Origin of the sequence: Cryptosporangium sp. NPDC048952 (genome assembly GCF_043197895.1) — a bacterium.
In the GTDB taxonomy this organism is placed as follows: domain Bacteria; phylum Actinomycetota; class Actinomycetes; order Mycobacteriales; family Cryptosporangiaceae; genus Cryptosporangium.
Map to the genome: position 1 here is coordinate 1,134,703 of NZ_JBICTY010000002.1, position 17,292 is coordinate 1,151,994.

15 protein-coding genes are annotated in these 17,292 nt (G+C 69.3%); 7 read left to right on the forward strand and 8 right to left on the reverse strand.

What is annotated here, in order from left to right; all coding sequences use genetic code 11:
- Nucleotides 1–11: 11 nt before the first annotated feature.
- The 3 genes from ACGFY5_RS13585 to ACGFY5_RS13595 form a co-directional block, all read right to left on the reverse strand.
- The gene (locus ACGFY5_RS13585) at nucleotides 12–473 is read right to left on the reverse strand and encodes an MSMEG_3727 family PQQ-associated protein (RefSeq protein ID WP_392719901.1); all 462 of its coding nucleotides are present in this window, start codon (nucleotides 471–473) and stop codon (nucleotides 12–14) included.
- A 112-nt stretch (nucleotides 474–585) separates the two neighbouring features.
- Nucleotides 586–2,580, reverse strand: coding sequence for a catalase/peroxidase HPI (gene katG / locus ACGFY5_RS13590; protein ID WP_392719902.1), 1,995 nt, complete (start codon nucleotides 2,578–2,580; stop codon nucleotides 586–588).
- Between the two features lie 91 nt (nucleotides 2,581–2,671).
- The gene (locus ACGFY5_RS13595; RefSeq protein WP_392719903.1) at nucleotides 2,672–4,015 is read right to left on the reverse strand and encodes a LytTR family transcriptional regulator DNA-binding domain-containing protein; all 1,344 of its coding nucleotides are present in this window, start codon (nucleotides 4,013–4,015) and stop codon (nucleotides 2,672–2,674) included.
- A 120-nt stretch (nucleotides 4,016–4,135) separates the two neighbouring features.
- Here ACGFY5_RS13595 and ACGFY5_RS13600 point away from each other — a divergent pair, with 120 nt between their 5' ends.
- Complete coding sequence (locus ACGFY5_RS13600; protein WP_392719904.1) at nucleotides 4,136–4,594, forward strand: DUF3237 domain-containing protein; 459 nt, start codon at nucleotides 4,136–4,138, stop codon at nucleotides 4,592–4,594.
- Nucleotides 4,595–4,651: 57 nt separating this feature from the next.
- On the opposite strand, the gene ACGFY5_RS13605 is transcribed toward ACGFY5_RS13600, so the two are convergent.
- Entirely contained in the window at nucleotides 4,652–5,812 is a 1,161-nt protein-coding gene (locus ACGFY5_RS13605) for a phosphotransferase family protein (protein ID WP_392719905.1), read from the reverse strand.
- 243 nt (nucleotides 5,813–6,055) lie between these two features.
- Here ACGFY5_RS13605 and ACGFY5_RS13610 point away from each other — a divergent pair, with 243 nt between their 5' ends.
- Nucleotides 6,056–7,936, forward strand: coding sequence for a glycoside hydrolase family 3 protein (locus ACGFY5_RS13610; RefSeq protein ID WP_392719906.1), 1,881 nt, complete (start codon nucleotides 6,056–6,058; stop codon nucleotides 7,934–7,936).
- Nucleotides 7,937–7,980: 44 nt separating this feature from the next.
- Nucleotides 7,981–9,033 carry a flavin-containing monooxygenase gene (locus ACGFY5_RS13615; RefSeq protein WP_392719907.1) on the forward strand — a complete coding sequence of 351 codons (1,053 nt, stop codon included), beginning with the start codon at nucleotides 7,981–7,983 and terminating at the stop codon, nucleotides 9,031–9,033.
- Here the strand turns inward: ACGFY5_RS13615 and ACGFY5_RS13620 are convergent.
- Nucleotides 9,017–10,726 carry an acyl-CoA synthetase gene (locus ACGFY5_RS13620; protein WP_392719908.1) on the reverse strand — a complete coding sequence of 570 codons (1,710 nt, stop codon included), beginning with the start codon at nucleotides 10,724–10,726 and terminating at the stop codon, nucleotides 9,017–9,019. The two genes, ACGFY5_RS13615 and ACGFY5_RS13620, sit on opposite strands and share 17 nt — an antisense overlap.
- 138 nt (nucleotides 10,727–10,864) lie before the next feature.
- Between ACGFY5_RS13620 and ACGFY5_RS13625 the strand changes: the two genes are divergently transcribed.
- Entirely contained in the window at nucleotides 10,865–11,491 is a 627-nt protein-coding gene (locus ACGFY5_RS13625; protein ID WP_392719909.1) for a lysoplasmalogenase, read from the forward strand.
- Here ACGFY5_RS13625 and ACGFY5_RS13630 read toward each other — a convergent pair.
- The 3 genes from ACGFY5_RS13630 to ACGFY5_RS13640 are packed head-to-tail and all read right to left on the reverse strand — an operon-like array spanning nucleotide 11,488 to nucleotide 15,139.
- Entirely contained in the window at nucleotides 11,488–12,327 is an 840-nt protein-coding gene (locus tag ACGFY5_RS13630) for an LLM class flavin-dependent oxidoreductase (protein ID WP_392719910.1), read from the reverse strand. The genes ACGFY5_RS13625 and ACGFY5_RS13630 overlap by 4 nt on opposite strands.
- A gap of 19 nt (nucleotides 12,328–12,346) precedes the next feature.
- Complete coding sequence (locus tag ACGFY5_RS13635) at nucleotides 12,347–13,585, reverse strand: alpha/beta fold hydrolase (protein ID WP_392719911.1); 1,239 nt, start codon at nucleotides 13,583–13,585, stop codon at nucleotides 12,347–12,349.
- Nucleotides 13,586–13,597: 12 nt separating this feature from the next.
- Nucleotides 13,598–15,139 carry a S8 family peptidase gene (locus tag ACGFY5_RS13640; protein ID WP_392719912.1) on the reverse strand — a complete coding sequence of 514 codons (1,542 nt, stop codon included), beginning with the start codon at nucleotides 15,137–15,139 and terminating at the stop codon, nucleotides 13,598–13,600.
- A 108-nt stretch (nucleotides 15,140–15,247) separates the two neighbouring features.
- Here ACGFY5_RS13640 and ACGFY5_RS13645 point away from each other — a divergent pair, with 108 nt between their 5' ends.
- From ACGFY5_RS13645 to ACGFY5_RS13655, 3 genes are all read left to right on the forward strand, one after another.
- Nucleotides 15,248–15,427 carry a hypothetical protein gene (locus tag ACGFY5_RS13645; protein WP_392719913.1) on the forward strand — a complete coding sequence of 60 codons (180 nt, stop codon included), beginning with the start codon at nucleotides 15,248–15,250 and terminating at the stop codon, nucleotides 15,425–15,427.
- A 121-nt stretch (nucleotides 15,428–15,548) separates the two neighbouring features.
- On the forward strand, nucleotides 15,549–16,373 hold the full coding sequence (locus ACGFY5_RS13650) for an alpha/beta fold hydrolase (protein ID WP_392719914.1): 825 nt from the start codon (nucleotides 15,549–15,551) through the stop codon (nucleotides 16,371–16,373).
- Between the two features lie 68 nt (nucleotides 16,374–16,441).
- Entirely contained in the window at nucleotides 16,442–17,287 is an 846-nt protein-coding gene (locus ACGFY5_RS13655) for an arpA protein (protein WP_392719915.1), read from the forward strand.
- Nucleotides 17,288–17,292 lie beyond the last annotated feature (5 nt).

Below are 17,292 nucleotides of genomic sequence, written 5' to 3' on the forward strand. Positions count from 1 at the left end.
TTGCTCCTCCGCTACGGACGCGGCTGGTCGGGACGGTCGAGGCGGGCTTCGGGTGGCACGTCACCGAGGACGACGATCGTGCCGGTCAGACCGCGGCCTTCGTCGTTGCCGGTCGGCGAGCTGTACCAGTAGTAGCCGGGCCCGTCGAGGTTGAGCAGCGCCTTGCCCTTCGAGTGGTTGACCAGCCAGATGAACTTCCGGTCGCCATTGCTCGGCAGGAGCGCGCAGTGTGTGTTCTGGTCGTCGTTGATGAGCGTCAGCTCGAGGTCACCGCCGTGGGGAAGGACCAGGATCGACGGATCCCAGCAGATCTCGTCCGGCTTGATCCGGACCGTCGCTTCCATCGTGCCGTCGTCCCGCTCGGTGGCTTCACCGATCGATCCGGTGTTGAGCACCTTGCCGAGTCCGGCCTTGTTCTGGGCGTTGAGCCCGAGTTCGTCGAGCAGGAGCTCTCGGTCTTGCGCAGTCGTCATCGACCTCACCCGTTCTCTTGGGAGTCACGGTGGATCGGAAAATTACGCCGGTTTGCTCAGGGCCGAACAGGGGTCACCGTTCGTCCGCGAGAGGCCACCGTTCACACCGGGATCAGTACCGGCCGAGGTTCATGACCTTGTCCCAGGCGCGGACGAAGTCGCGAACGAAAGTTTCGGCGGCGTCGTCGGCCGCGTAGGCCTCCGCGAAGGCGCGCAGTTCGCCCTGTGAACCGAACAGCAGGTCGACGCGGGTCGCGTCGTCCGGTGGCGCGTCGAGCAGGCCGGCGTAGAAGTCATTGCTGAGCACACCCCGGCTGAGCGTCCGCATACCCCCGACCAGCACCGTCATCTCCACGGCGGTGAGCGTGAGCTGCCTGGCCCGATCCAGCAGCAGGTGCTCGGCCGGTCGTCGGGCGTGGGGTCCCACGTAGTTGCGGAAGCCATCGGCGAGGGGTTCCAGCGCGGCGAACGAGACTACGTCGGTCCACTCCTGGGTGGCGTCGGTTCGCCCCGGTGTGAACGGCACCTGTACGTCGTCGAAACCGGCGTTTCGAGCGGCCTGTTCGACGGCGGTGCAGCCGGCGAGCACGATCAGGTCGGCCATCGAGATGCCGCTTCTCAGCTCTTCGAGTGTGCGCAGCACACGGTCCAGCTGCTCCGGTTGGTTGACGGCCCAGCTGCGTTGGGGTTCCAGCCGGAGACGTCCGCCGTCCGAGCCGCCGCGCTTGTCGCTGTTGCGGAAGGTGGACGCCGAGGCCCAGGCGGTTTCGACGAGTTCGGGGATCGTGAGGCCGGAGTCTTCGATCTTTTCCTTGAGGACGGCGATGTCCGGTGCGTGCTCTTCGGTGGGCACCGGGTCTTGCCAGAGCAGCGGTTCCTCGGGAACCAGGGGCCCCAGGTAGCGACTCTTCGGCCCCAGGTCGATGTGGGTGAGCTTGAACCACGCCCTGGCGAACGCATCGGCCAGCTGATCGGGGTTCTCGTGGAACCGTTTCGCGATCGGGCCGTAGACGCGGTCGTACCGGAGTGCCAGGTCCGTGGTCAGGAACGTCGGCGGGTGCTTTTTCGACGGGTCGTGCGCGTCGGGCACCGTGTCCGCACCGGCGCCGTTCTTCGGCACCCACTGCCAGAGCCCGGCGGGGCTCAGCGCGACGTCCCACTCGTAGCCGAACAGGTTGTCCAGGTAGCTGTTGTCCCATTGGGTGGGGGTGGGTGTCCAGGTGCCGTCGAGGCCGCTGGTGATCGTGTGCGTGCCGACACCGGAGTGGTAGCTGTTCTTCCAGCCCAGACCCTGGTGTTCGAGGGGGGCTTTCGCCGGTTCGGCGCCGAGGTAGTACTCGGGGTTCGCGACGCCGTGCGTCTTGCCGAACGTGTGACCGCCGGCGATGAGCGCGACGGTCTCCTCGTCGGTGAAGCCCATCCGGCGGAACGTGACGCGGATGTCGCGGGCGGACGCGACGGCGTCCGGCACCGTGTTCGGGCCCTCCGGGTTCACGTAGATCAAGCCGAGCTGGTCGGCCGCGAGCGGTTCGTCGAGCGTGCGGACACCGGTGTGCCGCTCGTCGCCGAGCCACGCGGATTCCGGTCCCCAGTCGACGTCGTCGGGTTCGAACACGTCGTCGCGCCCACCGGCGAACCCGAATGTGCGGAAGCCCATCGTCTCGAGCGCGCGGTTGCCGGCGAAGACCATCAGGTCGGCCCAGGAGATCGCGCGGCCGTACTTCTTCTTCACCGGCCAGAGCAGGCGGCGGGCCTTGTCGAGGTTGCGGTTGTCGGGCCAGCTGTCGACCGGCGCGAACCGCTGCAGGCTCGCGCTCGCGCCGCCGCGGCCGTCGCCGACGCGGTACGTGCCCGCGCAGTGCCACACCATCCGGACGATCAGCGGGCCGTAATGGCCGAAGTCGGCAGGCCACCAGTCCTGCGACGTGGTGAGCACGGCGTCGACATCGTGCGCGAGAGCGTCCAGGTCGAGCGTGCGGAAGGCGGCGGGGTAGTCGAAGTCGTCGCCGAGGGGGTCGGGGCGTTTCTGCAGTCTGCGGAGGTCGAGCTTTTCCTGCGTCACCGCGGAGGGAGGTTTCCCGAGCGAGGCGGAGTACGGACGTTCCACCGAGGCGTAGTAATCCGGGGTGGGAGCGGGGAGGCCGAGACCTCCGCCCCGGCCCTCTGAACTGCGTCGGCCTTCAGGCACAGGGAACCTCCTAGATGTCGAGCGCGCGACGCACCGCCGGTGCGTTCCGGCGGGAGACCGGCACCATGCCGTCCGCCGTGTCCATGACCAGGAAGAGCTCACCTCCCCGCCGACGCTCGACCTCGCGGATGCGGCTCAGGTTGACGACGTACCGGCGGTGCACGCGCAGGAATCCGGCGGAGGCCAGCTCGTCGCCGAGACCGTCGAGACTGGACGACGCGGCGCGCAACCGTCCCTGGTCGGTGGAGAGCCACACCTCGTTGCCTTCGGACTCGGCGAAGGCCACTTCGGTCAGCGGCAGGAGCACCGTGCGGTTCTCCCGGGTCGCGACCACCCGGCGGGGCAACGTCCGCGCCGGACTCTCCGCCGGGGTCGGGGGCTCGTCTGAATCACCGAACGAGACCAGCATCCCGATCAGCTGACCCGACAGGAACACCGGCCGCAGCGTGATCGGCGTCGGATCGGCGGTCAGGTAGGTGAAGACCTGGGTCGAGCCGATGTAGTCCGGGTTGCGTGCCGCCTGCCGGGCCGCGTACCGGGCGGCGCCGATCAGCTCGGGCAACCCGGGGGTCCATCGGACAGTGGGGTCGAGCGCCGGAACGCGCGCGGGGACACCCATCAGCGCGCTCGCCGTCTCGTCGGCGATCACGACCTTGCCGGCGGTGTCGACCGCGGCCAGCGCCTCGGTGGAGTTCGCCCTGGCCTGTGTGTACGCCGCAACCAGCTCGGACGCGCTGTCGCGGGCGCGGTCACGCAGCAGGCACTGGGTCTTCGTCGCCGCGTTCGCCAGCCAGCTTCCCGCCATCGCGGGCAGCTGGTTGCGGTAACACGAAATGTTCAGCACCGCGATCGGTTCGCGGTTCACCGCGTCCCGCACGGCGACGCCCGCGCAGACCCAGTCGTGGAACGCTCGGCACCAGTGCTCGGCGCCCCGGACCAGCACCGGGCCGTGCGCCTCCAGCGCCATGCCCATGCCGTTCGTGCCCGCTGCGGCCTCCGACCAGCAGAACCACGGTGCGAGGTTCGCCTGCTCGGCCCGTTCCACGGTGGCCGGGTCACCCCACTCCGCGAGGATCCGGCCGGTCGAGTCGCAGATCGTCACGACCCCACCGGCGACACTGACGTCGTGCGCCAGCGACGCCGCGCGGAAGCCCAGCTCGGCGAACACGACGTCGTGCTCCGGCGTGTGGTCGATCTCTGCCACCGCGATCGGCGCCTCGGTGAGGTGAGGGTCGACGCGGTACTGCTCCCGACAGCGATGCCAGGAGATGGCTACTTCGGGACGGACGCCCAGCACGTGGTCGTCGCCCCGCACGAATTTTTCCCAGGCTGCGTATACGGATCCGTGGGTCATGGTGGAAGACCGCCTTTGGTCCGTCACCGTCGGTTTCGCCTCTGTGACAGAACTGCAGTCCCACTCTAAATACGGTCGTCCCCCTTGGCTACCTTTCGGTCGACCGTATACACACGACTGATGATCGCACCTACCCTGAAGTTCTTCGTCCGTCTCCGGGTCGACGTTGGTGAGCCGATCGACCTCGGCGCCGCCCCGGCCGGTCACCGGCGGCTCGTGCCGGTGCTCGGTGGCACCTTCGACGGACCCCAGCTCCGCGGCCGGGTCCTCCCCGGCGGAGCCGACGACCAACGACTGGTGTCCGACACCCTCACCGAGCTCGACGCCCGCTACGCGCTCGAGACCGATGACGGCGCCCGGATCGGCGTCCGGAACGTCGGCATCCGGGTCGGCGCCGCGGCCGACATCGCGGCGATCATCCGGGGTGAACCGGTGCCCGCGGAGCGGATCTACTTCCGCACGCAGCCGCGCTTCAGCACGGCCGACGCCGGGTTGGCATGGCTGAACGAGCGGCTGTTCGTGGCCCGCGGGTTCCGCGAGCCGTCCGCGGTCTCGCTCGAGGTGTACCTCGTCGAATGATTCAGACCAGCGTGTGACGTTCCGGCCCGCCGCGAGGGTCCGCCTCGCGACGCGGGTTCACAGGCGGTCGAGGGCGGCACTGGCCGCGTCGGCCAAGCGCTCGACCAGTTGGGCCTGGGCCCGCAGGTCGACGTCGCCCTCGCCCATCGCGCCGCTGGAGTAGCGGGCGTAGATGCCCTCGCCGATGCACGCCAGCCGCCACATCGCGAACGCCTGGTACCAGCCGATGTCCGAGACGTCCCGTCCCGTGGAGCGCTGGTACTCCGCGATCACCTCGTCCCGGCTCCAGTAGCCCGGGTTCGACGTCGGTGATTCGAGCAGTTCGCTCTCGCCCGGCTCGAGCCAGAACGCGGTCATCCAGCCGAGATCGGCCATCGTGTCACCGAGCGTGGCCAGCTCCCAGTCCAGCACCGCGGTGACCCGCCCGTCGTCGCCGAGCAGCACGTTGCCGGGGCGGTAGTCGCCGTGCACCAGTCCGGTGTAGCGCTGCGGCGGGATCGTGGCGACCAGCCGGTCGTGCACCTCGTCGACCAGCGGCAGATCCCGGGACAACGACGCGTGGAACTGACGCTGCCAGCGACGTAACTGCCGCGCGCTGTAGTCGGCCTTGCGCCCCAGCTCCCCCAGCCCGACCGCGTCGACGTCGACCGCGTGGATCGCGGCCTGCACCCGCACGAGGTCGCGGCACGCGTCCGCGCGCGACGCCTCGGGGTACCGCGCACCGTCGTCGGTGCCCGCCACCACGGTGCCCGGCACCAGGTTCATGACGTAGAACGGCGCGCCGAGCACGGCGGGGTCGTCGCACAGCCCGTACGAGTGCGGCACCGGCACCGCTGTCGGCTCCAGCGCGCTGATGATCCGGTGCTCCCGGCCGACGTCGTGCGCGCTCTGCAGGACGTTGCTCATCGGCGGGCGACGCAGCACGTACGTGTCGTTCACGCGGTACGTGAGGTTCGAGCGCCCACCGGCGATCAGCGTGAGCTCCGGCTCGCGGTCGAGGGGAATCCCCTGCTCGTCGAACCAAGCCGTCAGTGCGGTCGTTGCCTTCGGGAGGGTCACGGCACCACCTCGTGTGTGTGAGCGTCCGGCGTACCGGGATCGCGTTCCCAGCATCGGCTTTCCCGTCGACGCGCGCACGGCTTTGAGGATCTCGTCCACCCGCCCGGCGACCTGCCCCAACGTCAGGATCGGCACGTCGACGCCCAGCACACGCGTCACGCGATTGGCGTCGCCCGGAGCGCGCGCGTGCTGATCTGCCTCGCCGTCCCACGTGATGCCAACCGTGGTTGTCAGATGATCCGCGCCATAGGGCGGGATATCTGACAACGACGCAGCCCACTGCGCCTGCCACGGTGCTGGGACCGTAACCGTGGGCCGCACCATTCCTCGGAAAACTCCACATTGCGCACCCTTCGGGGCCACAATCGGCGACGCGGTTCCCTCATCGTCGAGGAGGACGTCATGCGTCGGTTGCTCGTAGCCCTGACCCTGCTCGCGGCAGCGCTGGTCGCCGTTCCGGTCTCGGCCGAGGAACTGCCCTACCTCGACGCGGGGCTACCCGTCGAGAAGCGGGTCGACGACCTGCTCGCCCGCATGACGCTCGACGAGAAGATCGGGCAGATGACGCAGGCCGAGCGGGCGCCGGCCATCGCCGACCCCTCGATGGTGACCACGCTGGGCCTCGGGTCCGTACTGTCCGGCGGCGGTTCCGCGCCCACGCCGAACACCCCCGAGGCCTGGGTGTCGACGGTCAACACGGTCCAGAAGGCCGCGCTGGCCACCCGGCTGCGCATTCCGATCATCTACGGCGTCGACGCCGTGCACGGCCACGGCCACCTGCTCGGCGCCACGGTGTTCCCGCACAACATCGGGCTGGGCGCCACCCGGGACCCCGACCTGGTGCGGGACGTCTACGCGGCGACGGCCGAGGAGACGAAAGCCAGCGGCGTGCCGTGGAACTTCTCGCCGTGCGTCTGCGTCACCCGCGACGAACGCTGGGGACGCACCTACGAGAGCTTCGGCGAGGACCCGTCGCTGGTCATCGACATGGAGGGCGCGATCGACGCCCTGCAGAACAACGGCGTGCTCGCCACCGCGAAGCACTACGCGGGCGACGGCGACACCGAGTTCGGCACCGGCAACGGCGACTTCACGATCGACCAGGGTGTCACGGTCACCAGCCGGAAGGACTTCGCCCGCATCGACCTGGCGCCCTACGTCGCTGCCATCCGGAAGCACGGGGTCGGCGCGGTCATGCCGTCGTTCTCCAGCGTCGACTGGACCGAGGACGGCGTCGGCAACCCCGTAAAGTTGCACGCGTCGCGCGAGCTGATCACCGGCGTGCTCAAGGGTGACCTCGGTTTCGACGGGCTCGTCGTCACCGACTGGGAGGGCATCCACCAGCTGCCCGACCCGTCCACCGCTCCGCGCCCGACGCCGCTTCAGGTCCGCACCGCGGTCAACGCCGGAATCGACCTCTTCATGGAACCGAACACGGCCCCACGGTTCGTCTCGGTCCTGAAAGCGGAGGTCGGCGCCGGTCGCATCACGCCGGCGCGGATCGACGACGCGGTCCGCCGCATCCTCCGCACCAAGTTCCGCATGGGCTTGTTCGAGCACCCCTACGCCGAGGCCGGCGAGGTCGGCACGCCTGAGCACCGGGCCGTGGCCCGCGAAGCCGTCGCGAAGTCGCAGGTGCTGCTGAAGAACGCGGGCCACGCCCTCCCCCTCGACCCCGGGCAACGCCTCTACGTCGCCGGCCGCAACGCCGACGACATCGGCAACCAAGCGGGCGGCTGGACCCTCGACTGGCAGGGCCGACCCGGCAAGGACACGATCCCCGGCACGACGATCCTCGAGGGCATCCGCGACGTCACGCCGAACGTCACCTACAGCGCCGACGCATCCGCGCCGATCGCGAAGACCGACGTCGGCGTCGTGGTCGTCGGCGAGACCCCGTACGCCGAGGGCTTCGGCGACGTCGGCGCGCCACCCTGGCAGACCGGCACCCCGGAGCAGAAGGAGAAGAAGCTCCTGACCCTCCAGCCCGGCGACCGCGCCGTCGTGGACACGGTCTGCAAGGCCGCCCGCACCTGCGTGGTGCTGCTCGTCTCCGGCCGCCCGCAGGTCGTCACCGATCAACTGCCGGTGATCGACGCGTTGGTGGCGTCCTGGCTGCCCGGCAGCGAGGGAGCCGGAGTCGCCGACGTGCTCTTCGGCAAGCGCGGCTTCACCGGACGCCTCCCGGTGAGCTGGCCACGCAGCGTGGCCCAGGTGCCGGTCAACGTCGGCGACACGAACTACGACCCGCTCTTCCGCTACGGCTGGGGGCTGCGCACCTGAGTCGCCTCCCGGAATAGCCGCCGCGCGGGAACGTTCTGGAGAACGTGCAGCGCGTGGCGGTGGTGGTGGTCGGGGGCGGGCAGGCCGGGTTGTCGGCGGCCTACCACCTCAAGCGCAAAGACATCGACTTCGTCGTGCTCGACGCCGACGCGGCGCCCGGTGGCGCGTGGCAGCACCGGTGGAACTCGTTGCGGATGGCCACCGTCAACGGGATCTTCGACCTCCCGGGCTTCCCGAAGCCCCCGATCGACCCCGACGAGCCGAGCCGCACCGCCGTTCCGCGGTATTTCGCCGCGTTCGAGCGGGAGTTCGATCTGCCGATCGTTCGGCCGGTCAGGGTGCACAGCGTCCACGACGACGGCGGCCTCGTCGTGGAAACCAACCACGGCACCTGGCACGCCGAGGCCCTGATCAACGCGACCGGCACCTGGACCAACCCCGTCCTCCCCCGCTACCCCGGCCACTTCGACGGCATCCAGCTGCACACCCACGACTACGTCCGCGCCGAGGACTTCGCCGGGCTGCGCGTCGCCGTCGTCGGTGGCGGCATCTCCGCGGTGCAGCAACTCGAGGAGATCAGCCGGTTCGCGACGACGTACTGGTACACGCGGCGCGAACCGGTCTTCCGCGCGGGCGAATTCGACCCCGAAGCCGGACGCCAGACGATCGCCAAGGTCACCGCCGACGTCGAGGCGGGCAACCCGACCGGCAGCGTCGTCTCCTACACCGGCCTCGCCTGGACGCCGTACGCCGTCGCGGCGAAGGAGCGGGGCGCGCTCGAACGCCGCCCGATGTTCACCGCGCTCGAGCCCGGCGGCGTCCGCGAGCACGACGGCGCCTTCACCCCGGTCGACGCCATCCTCTGGGCCACCGGCTTCAAGGCCGCGCTCGCCCACCTCGATCCGCTGCACCTGCGCAACGTGCGCGGCGGCATTCCGCTGATCGGCACCCAGGTCGCCGCCGAGCCCCGCGTCCACCTGATCGGGTTCGGTCCCTCCCAGTCGACAGTCGGCGCCAACCGCGCCGGCCGCGAAGCGGTCGTCGCGATCTCGAAGTACCTGAAAGCTCGGCGCAGCCGCCCTATCCCCGCTGCTTGACCTGCTCCTTCGCCCAGCGATAATCGGCCTTGCCGGACGGCGACCGGGCGATCTCCGGTACCCGGATCACCGCTTTCGGCAGCTTGTAGCGCGCGATGTGCCGCGCGCTCTCCGCGATGAGTTCCTCGTCGCTGACGGGATCGTTCAGCTCGACGATCGCCACCACCTCACTGCCCCACCGCGACGACGGCCGGCCCGCGACGATCACGTCGCGCACCGCGGGATGCGCCAGCAACGACCGCTCCACCTCCTCGGCGAACACCTTCTCGCCGCCGGTGTTGATCGTGGCGCTGTCCCGGCCGAGCAGCCGGACCCGCCCGTCGGCCAGAAGCTCGGCGCGATCGCCCGGCAGTGACCACCGCACTCCGTCGACGACCGGGAACGTGCGGGCCGTCTTCTCCGCGTCGCCGTGATACCCGAGCGGAATGCGGCCCCGCCGGGCCAGCCACCCCTCGCCTTCGCCCGGCTTCAGCGATCGGGTGAGCGTGTCGTCGATCACCGCTGTTTGTTCGTGGGCGTCGAAGACGCCTGCCTCGACCATCGCGCCGGTCGCGGACAGCGCGCTCATCTGGATGCCGGTCTCCGACGCACCGCCGGCGTCGAGCAGCATGAGGTTCGGGAGCACGGCCAGCAGGCGGTCGCGCATGCCGGGCGAGAGCGGTGCGCCGCCGTTGGAGATCACCGCGAGGGCCGAGAGGTCGTAGGGCTCGCCGGCGTCGATCGCCCGCTCGATCTCTTCGACGACCGGCAGCACGACGGCGTCGCCCAGGACCGGCACCGACACGACGCCCTCGGAGACGAGCAGCCGCAGCGCCTCGGGCCCGGACAGGTGCTGGGTGTCGTCGAGCAGGATCACCGTGCCGCCGTTGGTGAACGTGTAGAACGCGCTCCACTGCGCGGCGCCGTGGATGAACGGCGGGATCATGAGCACCCGCTGGCCGCCCGGGTTCGCGGCCGCGGCGGCAGCGATGGCCTCGTAGGAGGGGTACGGGTCCGGGGAGCCGAACGGGGTGCCGCCCATCGCGGCGACGTAGATGTCGTCCTGGCGCCACAGAACGCCCTTGGGCATGCCGGTGGTGCCGCCGGTGTAGAGGATGAGCAGGTCGTCGCCGCTGGCCGGGGCCAGATCCCCCGTCGTGTCCAGGATCGACTCGAAGGCCACGGCGCCCTCGAGCAGCGCGTTGCCGCTGTCGTCGTCGACCTGGATCAGGACCTCCAGATCGGGCAACCGGTCCCGGATCTCCTGCACGCGGGGGGCGAACTCCGCGTGGTAGACGAGCGCGCGGGCGCGCGCGTCGGTCAAGAGGTACGACAGCTCTTCGGCGACGTACCGGTAGTTGACGTTGAACGGGGCGAGCCGCGCGCGGTGCCCCGCGACCATCGCCTCGATGTACTCGGGGCAGTTGCGCAGGTAGAGACCGATGTGGTCCTGCCCGGACTCGTGCCCCGCCAGCTCGGCGCGGTTCTTGCGGACCCCGAGCCCGCGATCGGCCAGGTAGTGCGCGATGCCGTCGGCGTGCTCGTTCATCTCTCGGTAGGTGAGGCGGCGGTTTCGCAAAACCACGGCCTCAGTGTCCGGAATGGAGTCGGCAACCGTCTGGAAAACCTGAGCCAGGTTGAAACTGACCACGGGCGTCTCCCGAAATAGTGGGGAAACCTCGACGCAATGCCGCGATCCTAAGTGAACGAGCATTCCGGCGAAGCGCTATCGCCGGATCGCGACCTCCGACGCCGGGAGCGGCTTGCCGTACAGCCAGTCCTGGCCCAGGTCACAGCCCTGATTCCGCGGCCAGTTCGGCATTTCGGCGCATCTCTTGGATAGGGTCCCTCGATGCTGACGTTGTTCGCCGTCGCCGCAACGCTCGAGCTCCTTGCCGTCGCGCTGGACGTCACCGTGCTGCAGTGGGTTGCCAAGCCGCTGCTCGCGCCGCTGTTGGCGGTCTATCTGGTGCGTCGGCGGCGGCCGGATCCGGTGGTGGTTGCGCTCGGCTTCGCCACGGCTGGGGACGTCGCACTGCTGATCGACGACGAGCGCGCGTTTCTCGTCGGCATGTTGTTCTTTGCGGGTACGCAGGTATGCCTGACCAGCGCGTTCGTGCGCCGGGCGCGGCTGCGGGTACCCGCGCTCGCGGGGTACGGGGTGCTCTGGGCGGTGGCGAACGCGCTGTTGTGGGAGCGGCTCGGTGACCTGCGGGTTCCTGTGCTGGTGTACAGCCTTGCGCTGAGTCTGATGGCCGCTGCCGCCTGTGGGGTGTCGCGGCGGGTCGCGGTCGGGGGTGCGTTCTTTCTGGTGTCCGACTTCTTGATCGGGCTGGGCGCGGCTGAGATCGAGCTGCCGGGGCAGGATCTGCTGGTGATGGCGACGTACATCGCCGCGCTGGTCCTGATCGTCACCGGATGGGCACGTCTTGACCACGGAGCGGATCGAGGTAAGCCCCGACGAGCTCCGGTCGCCTAATCCTCGTCGAGCTTGCGTAGTTGGGGCAGCACCGTCTCTCCGAAGCGGAGCATGTCCTCGTCGTACTCCGGGAAGATCAGCATCAACCCGTCCAGCTCCGCCTCGCGGACGATCGTGCGGATGTGCTCGACGACGGTGTCGGTCGAACCGCTGACGTACGGGGTCTGGAACACCGCCGACCCGGTCGCCCCCTCGGCCCACGCCCTCGCCGACAGGAACGCCCCGTCGGCGTACGCGGCCTGGAACGCGCGCCCGGCCGGCGACTGACCGGCACTGATGATCGTGGGCCGCACCGCAGGATGAGGCCGCGACTCCGCCTCGCGCAGCTGGTAGAACTCGCCGTCGAGCGTGACGCTGTCCTCCGACCAGAGCCGCAGCACCGCGTCGGTCCACTCGGCCGTCATGCGGTAGCGGTCCTCTTTGGAGAGGTCGCTCCACAGGCCGTACTGCGCGAACTCCGCCGCGTACGCCCCGTTGACGATGTTCATGCCGGCGCGTCCACCGGAGATCTGCTGCAGCGTGGTGAACATCTTCGCCGCGATCCCCGGGTTGTGGACGTTGGCGTGCACCGTGGCCCAGATCTTGACGTTCTCGGTGGCTTCCGCGAGGGCCGCCATCATCGTCATCGACTCGAGGCTCTCGCCCCAGTGGTCCGTGGTGCCGCCGAACCCGCGCCACTTCGCCATCGACATGATGAAGTCGAGCCCGATGGCTTCGGCGTGCATCGCCGCGCGCTTGTTGTACGCGTAGGTCGCCTCCGGGTGCGGCGCGGTGGTGGAGAGCATCCAGCCTCCGCTACCGATGGGCAGGAAGATTCCGTACTCCTTGGCGGCCACGCGGCGACACTACTACCGCTCACTTCCCCGCCGAGATCGCGCTCAGCACCGCCTGGGCGGTCCCCGCGTTCGCCACGTCGCCGTGGTTCCGGATGAAGTCGTCGGCCAGCAGGTTGTACACCCGCGCGGGGCCGCCGGCGTAGGACTTGCCGGCCACGGTGCCGGGCGTCTTCTGCGCACCGTTGCGTCCCAGCCCGCCGAAGCGGTCGTTCTTGTCTCCGAGTCCGCTTCCCACCTGCTTGCGCAAGAGTGACGCCAACGGATACGCGACGCCGACCGCCTCGTCGTTCTGGGTGTGGGTGATCAGGATCGGGCCGGACACCAACCCGTCCTTCACCACCCGATGGAAGGCGCCGTTCTTCGTCCCGTCGTAGCGCTCGGCGAAGCCGTAGTGCGAGAACGCGGCCTGCAGCAGGCTCAGGCTGGCCACCCGCAGCGGCGGGCGCTCGCGAGGACCCGCCACCGCAGCGGTCACCACCCGCGCACCGAAACTGTGCCCGACCAGGTGCAGCCGCTGGTTCCGCGCGCCGGTGAGCACGTCGTACAGGCCGCCGGCGCCCACAATGCCCGCCCGCTCTTTCATCGCGTAGTACGTCAGATAGTTGGCGAGGTTGCGCGCGGCACCCAGCGGGCCACCGGCGAAGAGCCGCCCGAGCCCCGCGGCGCTGCCGCCCGCGCCGGCCCGCCCACCGGCGCCGAAAACCGGCTTGGCCAGGCGTTCCATCACCTCGGCGCCGGGCAGCCGGAACAGGTCGGACGAGGCGTCCTCGTCCTCTGTGGCGTCCCCGGCGGCCGCCGACCGCAGCAGCTCCGCGAACTTCTGCCGCGCGGTCCGGCGCGTCTCGAGCTCCGGCACCAGCTTGCGCGCCTCGTCGAGCGCGGCTGTCGCCGCCGGGTCGTCGATCAGTTCCGCCAGTTGTCGCAACTGCCCGTCCAGAACAGCACCGTCGACGACGGATGCCGTGCCAGCGGCGCCGCTCGCGGTGAGCTCGGACGGCGCGAACTTCTTGGACGGCCACAGCACACCGAGGACCGCGAACGTCCGGTCGGCCAGGCCCGGCACGCGGTTCGCGGCCAGCTCGGCGCGCAGGTGCCCCAGTAGCTTCGTGTAGAAGTTCTCGGCCTCGGTCATCGTGTTGTTCCAGCCGTGGCACAGCACCACCAGGTCGGTGGCCTCGGGGATCTTCGCCCGCTCGTGCACCGCGCCGTCCTTCGTGAACTGGACGGAGACGTACGGGAAGCCTTCGATGGTCCGCACGGTGGAACCTCCTCAGACCGACTGGATGGCGCGCATCAGATCGACCAGCCCGCGGCCCTGGAAGTTCACGTCCCGGCGCAGGTCGGTGGCGGTGTTCAAAAAGATGTCCTTGACGGCTTCCGGCTTGCCGACGAACTCCTGCCGGATCGAGAGGAACGCGGCGATCACGCCCGACACGTGGGGCGCGGCCATGCTGGTGCCGCTGTCCTCCACGTACGCGACGTCACCCACCGCGCCCCGCGCGTCCGACAGCTTCGTGCCCGCGGCGCACGACAGGATCTTCTCGCCGGGGGCCACGAGGTCGGGCTTGAGCCGGCCGTCGCCGGTCGGGCCCTTCGACGAAAAGTAGCTGACGCCGTAGACGTGCGGCATGTCGCGGTGCGTCGACCCGACAGTGATACCCAGCTCCGCGTTGCCCGGGTCGTTGATCGTGAGGTCCAGCCCGGCCGCGACCGCACCCTTGCGGTAGTCCTGGTTCCAGCCGTAGCCGGTGTTGCCGGAGGCCACCACGACGACCACTCCCGACCGGACGAGCTGGTCCACCTCGACGCACAGCGGGCTCTGCCCGCACGCGAACCACTCCGGCTCGAACTCGTAGCCGACGCTCAGATTGACGCCGTGGATCAGCAACCGCCTGCCGTAGCTGTTGATCCGGCGGATGTCCTCCATCGCGGCGATGAGGCTGCTCGCCAACCCGTCGCCGTTCTCGTCGAGCACTTTGATGCTGACGATCCGGCACTTCGGAGCCATTCCGCTGATCCTGGGGAGATCGATCAGCTCCCAGTCGGTATCGCCGTGCTCGTCGCGTCGCCGGGAGAACGCCCGGATCGGTTTCCTCTTGGTCGCTGTCAACTCCCCCGCGAGAATCCCCGCCACGTGCGTGCCGTGACCGAACGCGTCGTCGAACGGATCGGCGTCCGGACCGGTGCGGGTGAAGTCGCGGTGTTTGATCGCCGGATCGAGGTCGAGGTTGCGGTGTTTGGCGAAATGCGGATGCGTGCGGTCGACGCCGGAATCGACGACCGCCCACACGATTCCGTCACCGAGTGCTGCGAACGCCGCCGCGGCCGCATCCGCTTTGACGGTCGCGATCGATCGGTTCGTGAGCGCGCGGACCGGGAAGTCGGGCCAGACCCGGTAAATGGTGCGGTGGCTGGTTCCGCTGGTCGGTCCCTCGGCACGCACCGCGGGACGGGCGGCGTCGTCGAGCCGGACCAGCTCCTCGATCGTGGGACCGTCCAGCCGCGCGAAGAGGTACTGACGGCTGAACTCGCTCTTCACCTCGTCGACACCCTGGCCCGGCCGGTTGCCGGTGCGTTCGATCGCGTCCCGGATCCGTTCGGCCGCGCGGATGCGGCCTTCGGGCACTCCGTCGCGGTAGCCGAAATTGAGGTCGATGACGAGGTCGTAGAGGCGTGGTTTTCCGCCGCTTTCCCGGTCGGCGCGCAATTGTCGTAGTAACGGAATCGCGATGACTGTTCGGTCGAGATTTCCCGGATCAAAAATGCCTCGGCCGTCGCCGCGCTCTGGATCGCTGAACGGTAGATCGCTCATTCCGCGGCCCCTCGCCAATGGGATCGGGCACGCATTTTCCCCTGCGCGATCATCCACGTCCAGCCCTCCGGAATGCCGAGGCTGGCGCGAAGGCGCTACCGTCTGCGCATGGCCAAGCGTAGGCGTCTGAAGACGGTTCTGTTCCTGACGGCACTGGGGGTTTCCGCGACCGCGGTCGCTGTCGTCGTCGCGCGCCGGCGGGAGGAGGCGGAGCTCCGCGAGAGTGGTGTGCTGCCGCTGGAGTACGGCGCCGAGCCGGTGCTCGACGCCGTGACCACCGAGCCGTAGGACGAGCCGGTGCGGGCCCGAGGGCCCGCACCGCTGCCCATCCACCAGCTGCCTCGAGTGACGGGATAGTGTTCGCCTGAACGGCTTAAACGATTCAGGCCTCAGCACACCGGAGGTAGGCATGGGCACGATCACCACGAACGACGGCACGGAGATCTTCTTCAAGGACTGGGGCACCGGCCAGCCGATCGTCTTCAGCCACGGGTGGCCCCTCTCGGCCGACGACTGGGACGCCCAGCTGCTGTTCTTCCTCCAGCACGGCTACCGCGTCATCGCGCACGACCGCCGTGGTCACGGGCGTTCCACCCAGACCAGCGACGGTCACGACATGGACCACTACGCCGACGACCTGGCCGCGCTCACCGCGCACCTGGACCTGCGCGACGCCGTGCACGTCGGGCACTCCACCGGCGGTGGCGAGGTCGTGCACTACATCGCCCGCCACGGTGAGGAGCGCGTCGCCAAGGCCGTGCTGATCAGCGCGGTTCCCCCGCTCATGGTGCGGACCGAGGCCAACCCCGGAGGCCTGCCCAAGAGCGTGTTCGACGACATCCAGACCCAGGTCGCCACCCGGCGTTCGGAGTTCTACCGGGACCTGCCCGCGACCGCGTTCTACGGCTTCAACCGCGACGGCGTCGAGCCGATCGAGGCCGTCATCCAGAACTGGTGGCGCCAGGGCATGATGGGCGGCGCGAAGGCGCACTACGACGGCGTCGTGGCGTTCTCGCAGACCGACTTCACCGAAGACCTCACGAAGATCACCGTGCCGGTGCTGGTCATGCACGGCGACGACGACCAGGTCGTTCCCTACGCCGACTCCGCGCCGCTCTCGGCCGAGCTCGTGCAGAACGGCACGCTCAAGACCTACGCCGGGTTCCCGCACGGCATGCCCACCACGCAGGCCGAGACGATCAACGCCGACATCCTGGCCTTCCTGCAGAGCTGACCGTGTAAAGCGTCACAGCCCTATTGGGACGCATGTGTTTAGTCTGAACGCCTTCGAGTGGATTCGATGTGGAATCCGAGGAGGCGACAGTGTGGGACACCGAGCGTTATCCGTTATCCGACCCCGGCAGTACCACCTGGCATGACGTTGTCGCAGCCGTCCGCGCGGAGTTGGCCGCGGACGGCTGCAGCGTCATTCCGGACTTCGTCCGCGAGGATCTCCGTCCGGCGCTGCGCGCCGAAGGCGCTGCGGTGGCTCCGCGCGCGCATTACGACGTCGAGACCGTGAACGTCTACAACATCGCGGTCGACGATTCGCTGCCCGACGATCACCCCGCGCGGATACCGATGCGCCGGGAGAACGCGTTCGTCGCGCGCGATCTGATTCCTGCCGACGCGCTGATCCAGCAGCTGTATCGGGATGCGGACTTCCAGCGGTTTCTCGCCGCGTGTTTCGGCAAGCCGCAGATCTACGAGCTCGCCGATCCGCTCGCCGGACTGTGCCTGAACGTGGTCTCGCCCGGCATGGGCCACCCGTGGCACTTCGACACGAACGAGTTCGCGGTCAGCCTGCTGACGCAGGCGCCCGAGGACGGCGGCATGTTCGAGTACTGCCCGGAGATCCGCACGGCCGTCTCCGAGAACTTCTCCGCGGTACGAGCAGTGCTGGAAGGCGCCGAAGGGGCTAGAAGCCTTTCGCTGCACCCCGGTGACCTGCAGTTGTTCCGGGGTCGGTTCGCGATGCACCGGGTGACGACCGTTCGCGGGGCCCGGCAGCGGCACACGGCGATCTTCTCGTACACCGAGCGGCCGGGGGTCATCGGCAGCGTGGCGCGAACCCGGCAGCTCTTCGGCCGTGTCTCGGCCCAGCACGACGCTGCTGTGGCCGTGCGCGGTGACCAGTTACTCGACTGAAGGGT